The 6,951-nt window shown below is 68.4% G+C and carries 2 protein-coding genes; one reads left to right on the top strand and one right to left on the bottom strand.

The annotated features are described in order from the left end of the window. Positions 1 to 43: 43 nt before the first annotated feature. A complete protein-coding gene (locus tag ACFU8Q_RS37275; RefSeq protein WP_384463324.1) occupies positions 44 to 2,947 on the bottom strand; it encodes a PQQ-binding-like beta-propeller repeat protein in 2,904 nt (967 codons plus the stop codon). 584 nt (positions 2,948 to 3,531) lie between these two features. On the opposite strand from ACFU8Q_RS37275, the gene ACFU8Q_RS37270 reads away from it, so the two are divergent. After that, positions 3,532 to 6,918, top strand: coding sequence for a PQQ-binding-like beta-propeller repeat protein (locus tag ACFU8Q_RS37270; protein ID WP_384463321.1), 3,387 nt, complete (start codon positions 3,532 to 3,534; stop codon positions 6,916 to 6,918). The last annotated feature ends 33 nt before the right edge of the window (positions 6,919 to 6,951 follow it).

Genomic DNA, 6,951 nt, shown 5'->3' with positions numbered 1-6,951 from the left:
GTGCCGGGGCCGCAGTCGGCTCGGGTTCGGTGCGGCGGGAGCGTCAGCCGCGAGCGGTGAAGGCGTAGAGGTTGCCGTCCCAGGCCCCGATCAGCAGCGTGTTGCCGGTGACGGTCGGGGTCGACAGGATGGGAGCGCCGAGGTCCAGGTCCTGGAGCTTGGTGCCGGTGGTCTTGTCCAGGCCGTACAGGTGGCCGTCGGTGCCGCCGATCCATAGCGTGTCACCGCTGATGGTCGGCGAGCCGACGAAGGCCCTGCCGCTCTGGAAGTCCCAGAGCTTGGTGCCGGTGGCGGCATCGAAAGCGGCTACGCGGCCGTTGGTGAAGGCGGCGTAGACGGTGTGGCCGTCGACCGCCGCAGAGGCGCCCGGCTGGCCGGCGTCATCCTTGGAGACCCCGATGCTCCGGTATCGCCACAGCTCCTTACCGGTAGCGGCGTCGCGGGCCAGAATGGAGTTGTTGCCGGCGTCTCCGATGAAGTCGGTGGTGAACACTCGTCCGTCGGCCACCACGGGAGTGGAGTGGTGGACGCCGCCGACGCCTCCGGCGGAGACGAGCTGTTTACCGGTGGCGACATCGTAGATGCGCAGGCCACCGCGGCTGTCGTGGACGTAGACCTTGCCGTCGACCACGGTGGGGGTGCTGCTGTCCCACCAGCCGCTGTCCACCGGGGAGTTCCACAGCTGCTTACCGGTGGCGGCGTCCACGGCGACGAGGTGGCTGCCCGTGGTGGTGTAGCCGAAGTAGTAGACGGTGGAGCCGGAGACGGTCGCGCCACCGTAGGCGTAGCCGTCGTAGCGGCCGGTCTCCGAGGAACCGGGGAGGGTGTAGCTCCACTTCTTCGCGCCGGTCGCCGCGTCCAGCGCGGTCAGGGTGCCGCGCATCTCGGTGACGTAGACGGTCCCGTCGTGCACCACGGGCGTGGACTGGACGAGGCTGTCGGTGGCGAAGTGCCACTTGGTCCGGCCGGTGGCGACGTCGACGGCGTCCACGCCATTGCCCTTGGACCCGTCAGTGTCCCAGGTGCCGATGTACGCGGTTCCGTTCGCGACCACCGGGGAGGACATGCCGATGGTGGCGCCGGTGCGGTGGGTCCAGGCGTTGGTCAGGCTGCCGGAGCCGAGGCTCCCGGGCTGCACTCCGGTGTGCAGGGCGTCGCCGTGGAACTCGGGCACGTCCGCGCCCGGGCGCACCTGTTCGGCCTTCCGCACGACGGTGAAGCGGCTCGTGGTGGACCAGCTCTTGCCGGCGTCGTCGAATGCGGTGACCTTGGCGGTGTGGTCGCCGAGCTTCAGCTCGCGGGTGTCCCACGGGGCCGACCACGAGAACTTGCCGGTGGGGCGCAGCTTCTGGACCTCATGGCCGTCGATGCGGACCTCGACCCGCTCCACATGGCTGGAGGTGTTGTAGGCGTCCACCTGGAACTCGGTATGGCCCTGGCCGACCTGAGAGCCGGGCGCAGGCGAGGTGGTTGCGACCGTGTGCTCCTGGTTGAACATCCGGAACTCGGCCTTCACCTCACCGTCGTGCACAGTGACCTCGCGGAAGCCGGTGGGCGAGTGGTCGTCGTTGTACGTTGCCGAGGCCGTGTTGTACTCCATCGCGCCGTCCAACAGGTGGGGGTCGGTGAAGTTGGTGTGCATGTGGCCGTTGAAGATGGCCTTGACGTCGTAGCTCTTGAGCAGTGCGAGCAGGGCGTTGATCTGCCCGGTGGAGCCGCCGGGGTCAGGGGTGTCCAGCGGCTCGTGGGTGTTGACTACGATTTGCTTGCTGGTGCCGTCGGCGTTCTTGCCGTTCAGCTCCAGATCCTGCTTCAACCAGGCGAGCTGCGTCGGATCGCCGAGGCCGCCGTTGTTCTCGAGCTGGATGAAGTGGGTGTTGCCGTAGTCGAAGGAGTACCAGGAAGGCCCGAGTAGCGCACGGTAGTTGGCGAGGCCGCTGTCCCCGCCGCCGTGGTCGTGGTTGCCCGTCAGCGGCCAGATCGGGAGCTTAGAGTTCGCCGACCCCTTGAGCCATGCCTCCCAGTGGGAGGGCGCGCCGTCGCCGCTGAGGTCTCCGGTAGCCAGGACGAAGGCTGGCTTGGTCGGCAGTGCGGCCATGTCGTCCAGCTGCTTGGCGAGCTTGCCTGGGGTGACGCCGTCACCGTCCGCGGGCGCTTCCGGACCGTCCGGGCTGGTCACATGGGTGTCGGTGATCTGGGTGAAGGTGAAGTCGGGCCGCTCGCTGGCCTTGTCTCGCCGCAGATCGAAGTTCTGGGTGAGGGTGGTGTCGGCCTCGGGTGAGCCGAGGTCGCTGTAGAAGCGCGGAACCCGGTTGCTGCCGAGGGTGGCCGAGTAGCCGTGCGGCATGGTGATGTTGACGATGGTGCGGGTCCACTGGTTGAGGTCAGCGGAGAGCGTGTAGTGGCCGTTTCGGTTGGTGCGGACGATGGTCGCGCCGTCCGAGACGGACACACCGGCCAGCCCCTGCTCGTTCTTGTCCTGGATGCCGTTGCCGTTCTTGTCGTCGAAGACGGTGCCCTGGACGGTCGCATGGCGCGGGGGACGGGGGGTGATGTCGAAGTTCACCGGCGCGGCGAGTTCCTGGTACCCGTCGTTGGCCAGCAAGTAGGCGGAGTAGGAGCCGGCCGGCAGGCCGGAGGTGTCGAGGGTCACGGTGCCGCTGGCGTTCGGGACGTAGACCCAGGTGAGCGAGGCCCCGTCGCCGGGCTTGCGGCTCGCCGGGTATATGCCGATCCAGTTCTTGGCACTGGGAGCGTCGGTGGTGTAGCTGAAGCTGAGCTTCTGACCGACCTGGGGCTGCTGGGTGTTCAGGGTGAGGGTGGATGCGCTGACGGCCGACTGGGTGCTGCTGGTCGGTGCGGCGTATGAGACCGGCGAGCCGACGACAGCGAGGACAACGGCGCAGGAGCCGGCCACTACTGCGGACCGGATGCGGGAAGAGGGCACGCTGCACTCCTTGAGGCAGGAGAGTTGTCCGTACAACTCTGCTTCCCGCAGCACACTCCGGGCAGGTGTCCGCCGGGTGTTGCAGCGGCGGACCAGAGACGATGATTATGTGTCCCCACGAGACGGCTTTCAGGCTGAGCGCAGCGAGCGGCACAATCGCGCACTGCAAGGACGGCACCCTGGTCTCGCCGTACGTGTTCTGGGACGGTGTACGTGGGTTCACGTGGCGCTCCTCTCCGTTGAGCCGGACCGGCCGCGGCTGCGCAGCCCGCACAGGCTCTTGCGTTGCGCGTAGTCGAGCGCGTTCCTACTTGGCGGTGGGGAACTCGACGATCTGCTCGGGACCAGCGAGGAACCCGTCCTCGTTATGCCGGACCGAATCCTCTGTGTGGACGAGGTGGCATCGGCTGCTGCCGGACGACGCCGAAGTCGCCGGGCTGCTGGTCCTCATGCCGCCCACCGAAGCCAGGAGGCGCCGCCCTGGGAGGCCTCACGCGCCCTCGCATGAATTCCCGTGGACCCTTCGATGAAGATCGCTCTTTCTCCAACCGGAAAGTTGTCCGGTCAAGCTAGCCTCGCTGCCCATGAGATTCCTACGCAGATCAGCTGGTCTAGGCCTCGCGCTGCTCTTCTTCATCCTGGGCTTCTGTGCGCAGCCTGCCGCTGCGCATGTGTCGCCGCAGCACGGCGAACTCGTCATCTCCACCAAGAACGACGTCACCAGCGGGCGGCTGATCGTCCACCGTGACGTGGTGTCACCGCAGAACGCGGGTGCCTGGGCCTCGCACTTGCTGAGCAACTCCAGCTGCCCCGCCACCGGCTCCGGCGTTGCCGGAGACTCCGGCGGCGTCCACGGCGGTGTGGTGGTCGAGCTCGCGTGGAGCTGCCACGTCGAAAAGCTCGACTTGAGCGCGATGCTGAAGCAGGGCGGGCTGACCCAGGTCGTCGCCGAGTTCGACGGCACCACGGCCAACGCCAACGCGCAGGTCCCCGTTGTCGACGCATCGGGTGCCCACGCACTGCCCACCTTCCCGTGGGCAGTGGTGGCGCTCGGTATCGCGCTGGCCGCCGCGCTGCTGCTCGCGGTGTGGCAGATCCGCACCGGACGGCTCCAGCTCGCCCAGCTGGCCGCCAAGGTCGGCGCCAACCGTAAGCCGGTGAAGCTGGCCACGATTGGCGCGTTGGCGCTGTCCTGCCTGGCTCCCCAGGTGGCCGCGGCGGCGCCGCTCCTCGATGAGGCACCGGCGACCGCCAACACGGTCACCGTCACGGGCACGGTCTTCGAGGACGCCAACGGCAACGGCAAGCGCGACGCCGGCGAGGCTCCGATGCCCGGCGTCGACGTTACCGACGGCTCCGTCTGGACCACGACCGGCCCCGACGGCTCGTACAGCCTGCAGATGGACCCGACCCGCCGGGAGACCGACCTCGTCAGCGTCGTCTCCCCGAACGGCTACACCCCCGCACTGCGCGACGACTACATCCCGCAGTTCTTCCACAAGGTCTCGGAGGAGGGCGGCTCCGGCATCGACTTCGCCCTCGTCAAGGACAAGAACGCTGCCAACCCCACCGAAAAGTGGTTGATGAACTCGGACATCGAGGTCAGCAACACCACGGACGGCGCAGCCGAGAGCGCGTCGAAGTGGTGGCCCGAGCAGGTCGGGGCGATGTCCGAAGTCGACGGCGCCACCATGGTGATCACGACCGGTGACAACACCGTGACCGACTACGCGGATGAGCCGCGCCGCCAGGTCGGCTACGACATCCTGCGCAAGGGCCTGACCGAGGGCAAGCTCGGCATGCCCTTCTACCCCGTGGTCGGCAACCACGACGTCGGCGGCACCGCAGCCTCGAAGGGCTATGGCGGCAGCCTGGAGTACTACCGCCGCAACCTCGGCCCGGAGTGGTACAGCTTCGACCGCAACGGCCGTCACATCGTCGTCCTTGAGGACAACTACGACTCCAGCGGCCTGAAGCCGCAGTTGGACTGGCTGCGCGAGGACCTCGAGCGCCACGCCGTCGGCAAGCAGGTGATGGTTTTCGCACACCGCTCGCTGTTCACCAAGTGGGGTCCGGGGGCCGGCATGCAGCCGACCGTCGACGAGCTGTCGAAGTACGACGTGCGGATGTTCGCCGCGGGCCACAACCAGCAGGCCGAGTACCGCCGTGGTGCCTTCAACCGCTCGGTTGAGATCAACAACCAGGGCGAGTACGGCATCGACGGTGCCCGCGCGGACTTCAAGATCCTCGACTTCAAGGGCATCTACGATGACCCGAGCACGAAGCGCAACGAGGACACCGGCTATGTGATGGGCACCCACCGCCAGTTCGACGTCCGCAACGCGGTCGCGCTGGTCAGTCCCGCGCAGGGCAGTGTGCACGGCAACAGCGCCGGAATCCCGATCGAGCTGTACACCGAGGACGCCGGGCGCACCCCGGCCACGGCCTCACTGAGCATCCGCGACTCGCGCGGCCACATCGCCTGGCACAAGGACCGGATGGAGTTCGGCACCAAGGTCCGCAAGACCGGTATCGAGAACTGCTACACGGCCCCCGGCGGCACCCCGGAGCCCTGCCCGGCCGCCCGGACCTCCTGGACCCGGGTCAGTGACAACCTCCCCGGCATGCGGCCGGGCACCTACACGGCCGAGATGACCGCGGTCGACACGCGGGGCAAGGCGTGGCCCACCGTCACCAACACCTTCACGGTGGTGCCCGAAGGAAAGATCGCCGTCCCGAAGTCCGGCCAGGACTGGTTGCGTCAGGGCCGCGACGAGGCGGGCCGTTCCAACAGCAGCGACGACCCGGGCACCGAGCTCGACCTGCAGTGGGCGGCTAACACCGGCGAGCAGTTCAACCTCAACGGTTCGGTCGTGGCGGACGGCAAGGTGATCGTCTCCTCCAGGGCGTTCGACTCGCCGAACCACATGATGCTGGCCTACGACATCAAGTCCGGCCGCGAGATCTGGCGCACCTACCTGGACGGTGACGCCGAGTCGGCACCGACCTACCACGACGGCAAGGTCTACATAACCACCGCCGTCGGCCGGATCTACGCGCTGGACGCCAAGGACGGCCACGTCGTCTGGCAGAAGATCGAGGACGAGGAGCAGCACGGCGACACCGTCCGCCGTTATGGGCGCGCCGGTGGTCCGGTCACAGTCTTCGACCTGAAGGCCGAGCCGCGCACGGTCGCCGTCTACCAGAACTGGGGCAAGGTCCAGTGCCGTGACGCCAAGACCGGCGACCTGCTGGGCGGCTTCGATGGCGCGGCGAGCTGGGGCCAGTTCCACAGCACGGCTGTTCGCCAGCCCGGCTCCGACATCGCCTACCTGCACACCGGGTCCAGCAACACGGTGGTCGCCATGGACCTCGTCGGCTGCCGCCAGCTGTGGGCGAAGGACACCGGCGGCGGCATCGCCAGCCACTCCTCCCCGGCCCTGACCGACCCGGCCACGGGCAGTCCGCAGTTGGTGACGATGACGGAGAGCGGCGCCCGCGGGCACGACCTCAGCACCGGTGCGGAGCTGTGGAAGTCCCCGCTGGGCGGCGGCAGCGGCTGCGGCGAGAGCGGCCCCGCCCCGCTGACCAGCCCCGCGATCTGGGGCAGCACCGCCTACGTCGCTAGCCGCGACGGCGTCATCCGCGCCTACAACACCAGCGCGGCCGACCCGTCCAAGTCGATCTGGGAGACCGAGGTCGGCTACCAGCCCGGCAGGAGCCCCGTGGGGTGCACCGGGGACCTCAACGCGCCCGCGATGCACGCCCTGGCCACCAAGGACCGGGTGTACGCGGGCACCCGCGACGGCCGTCTGGTCGTCCTGGACCGCGCCACCGGAAAGCTCCTGACCGAGTACAACCTCGGCGCCGGTGTGACCTCGGCGCTCTCCGTCAGCGGTGACTACGTCTTCGCCCTCACCGACGACGGCACGCTCCACGCACTGGGCGCCCGCCACCTGCGCGAGCACTGATCCACCGTCCGCGAGTTGCCTCCCCGCCAGGGG

Source organism: Streptomyces sp. NPDC057543, assembly GCF_042801895.1.
In the GTDB taxonomy this organism is placed as follows: domain Bacteria; phylum Actinomycetota; class Actinomycetes; order Streptomycetales; family Streptomycetaceae; genus Streptomyces.
The sequence above is the reverse complement of the archived record's forward strand: the minus strand, read 5'-3'. Positions and strand labels throughout refer to the sequence as shown.

Excerpts from the sequence above, each read along its gene's own strand:
- ACFU8Q_RS37270 (WP_384463321.1), top strand. The coding sequence starts at position 3,532 with ATGAGATTCCTACGCAGATCAGCTGGTCTAGGCCTCGCGCTGCTCTTC.